Below are 2547 nucleotides of genomic sequence, written 5' to 3' on the forward strand. Positions count from 1 at the left end.
ATCCACGGTAATGACCAAATTCTTGTACTCCATCCCCTTACTTTTGAATACTTCACTCCGAGACAATTTCAGCTGAACATTCCCATTGGGCTTTAGACAGCAAGCCCAACCACGGCTGCAGCGGACAGCGGCTATGCCGCTCGCGAAAGCGGGCGCGATTTGCAAAGGAAGTAGCGGGTTGGCCATGGTGGTCTTGCAGTCGCCGGCGCTGCGGACTGCGTCCGCTGGCCGGGCCTTGCTCGCTGCGTTTGCGGCGGCCCAACGGCGCATCCGCAGCGCCGTTGGGCGGCAGAAATCGAGGTTAGTGTCTCAAAACAGGTACGCATTGTGTAAGCTATACTATTTGCAGCGAGGTAGCACCATGACCCAAGCAGGCCAAACAAACGAGGATGAACAGAAGGTCGAATACCTGAATACTCTGAAGTCACACTTGGATAAAGAGCTTGAGCAGATAGGCGCACATGCACAATGGTACCACGGACAAGCTGCGAAAAGCAAGACTCGATACTATCTCATTAGGTTTCCAATCATCCTTCTGAGTTTCGCTCTGCCATTTCTGCTCATGCTCGAAGTTGGCAAACAAGGTCTGTCACCTTTCACAGTTGCAGCATCTCTTGTTTCGCTCCTTGTTGCAGCACTATCCACCATTGACACATTTTTCGGGTATGGGAAGACCTGGCTGGAAGAGAGGGCTGCCGAACTCGCTCTGTATCGGTTGAAGAGAGAGTATAGGACACAGAGAATAGGGATTGACGCGCCACATTCAGTGGATGAAGCAATTGAAACGGCGGAATCCCTCATTGACTCTCTGCGTAATGAATATGAACAAATAGTCGCAGGAACGATAGAGGCATTCATTGTACGAGCGGAAAGGGCTGAATCTGAGAAGCCCGACCTGCGCCTTGTTGGGTGACGAAACTACTCTCGAGCCAAAGGAGGCAAAGGCACAACAGTCGCTGCCCGTCAATGAGGTGCAGCTACATCCTCGACTTCAACGGTTTTGACAAAGATAGTAACTATTCAGGCTAAACGCTGATGGGTAGAGGGATGAAGGGTTGTCCAGTCAAAGCATCGTGCAGAGCGGCGATGACATTGGCCCCGTGCTTGCGTACAGTGGAGATGTAACTGCGAATGTCACAGAATGTGAGTGCCCCATGCCAAGTGCGGAAGGCGCCGGAGACTTTCTGTTTGACTTTGACCATTCGGATGTCCCGTTCAGCGAGATTGTTGTCAAAGGGGATCCGGAAGTCATACATGAAGGCGAGTACACCTGAACGATGTTTGTCCAGACGGTCAAGCAAGTTCTTGGGTGGTGACTGTTTGGGGCGCCCCCGTTTCGCAGGGGGCGGGTTCCGGGGTGGCGGATTGGCCTTGAATCCTCGCTGCAAGATGGTGCTGTACTCCCTCTCATAATGCGCCAGACGGTCTGGGGGGAGGGAATCGGCCTGGCTAGATACTTCTGCCACTTCGGCCTTGATGTCAAGCAGAAGGTCCGCCATTTCATCGGCCCATGGTTGTTCATACTGGTCAGTAATGAACTGCAGTTCCCGCAGATGATGAGCGTTGCAGAAGGCATGCTCACACTGGTCAAAGGTCAGATAGGAGGCCCAGTGGTCATGCAGGGCCCAGCCTGTAAACGCAGGCAAGATGCCCATAGATTTCATGGCCTCATGCCCCCGTTTGCGATGCAATCCGTAGAAGGTCAGCCACTCGGTGCCCGCACTGTGCAGCCAGTGAAGTTGACCCGCAACCCGCAGACCGCTCTCGTCGAAGTGTACGAGATGGGCCTGCAATAGTTGACGCTGAATCTCACTCAAAGTGGGCTCACATCCTGATGCAACGGCCTGATTGGCATCGCCCACAAAGGCCCAGGCCGGGGTGTGACCATAAAAGTCACCCAACAACTCGCACGTACGGGCGATGGGGATGAAATGATAGGTGTTGAGATAGCTGGCCTGGGCCTTGAGACGGGAACCATACTGGACTGGCTGAGTTACACCTTCGGGAAACGCTGCCTGCACTTGATGACCACAGCCGGGACACTGCTTGCTCTCGACCCGGTGCTCGGTCACCTCTATCTGTACTGGTGGCACATCGTACACCTGTCGACGAATATACGTGCTGGCGTCAATGCCCGACAGGTCCTGGGTACAACGGGGACAGTGGTGCAATGGATGTAGCTCTATCTGATCTGGATTCTCCCGCATCTCCAGTGTATGACCCACATGTCCTTTCTGTCCGCCTGGCTTGCGCCCTTCTGACCGACGCAAACTTCGCGTCCGCGGTTTCTTCAGCCCATCGCTGCTGGGCGGTTTGCCGCTGTTGCCGCTGTGCTTGGCAACTTGGTCTTCTAACTCTTTGACCCGCTGGCGCAGTTCATCGATTTGCTCCTGCATGAGCAGCACCAAATCGATCAGCGTATTCTTATCGAGTTGCTCCAGTTGCTCACGCTCAAATCGAGGTATCGTCTTCATAGGTCCACAGTATAGCAGGCTACTGTTTGTTTTACCTTTGCGTTCCCTTTGTCTTTTCTATCAGTTCACTAAC

General features: G+C 53.7%; 2 protein-coding genes. One reads left to right on the forward strand and one right to left on the reverse strand.

Going from position 1 to position 2547, the window contains the following annotated elements; translation table 11 throughout:
• Window positions 1–133 precede the first annotated feature (133 nt).
• Window positions 134–913, forward strand: coding sequence for a DUF4231 domain-containing protein (locus D6694_11340; GenBank protein ID RMH39263.1), 780 nt, complete (start codon window positions 134–136; stop codon window positions 911–913).
• A gap of 112 nt (window positions 914–1025) precedes the next feature.
• On the opposite strand, the gene D6694_11345 is transcribed toward D6694_11340, so the two are convergent.
• Window positions 1026–2474, reverse strand: a complete 1449-nt coding sequence (locus tag D6694_11345) for an IS66 family transposase (GenBank protein ID RMH39264.1) — start codon at window positions 2472–2474, stop codon at window positions 1026–1028.
• Window positions 2475–2547: the final 73 nt, after the last annotated feature.

This window comes from Gammaproteobacteria bacterium, from assembly GCA_003696665.1.
Classification (GTDB): domain Bacteria; phylum Pseudomonadota; class Gammaproteobacteria; order Enterobacterales.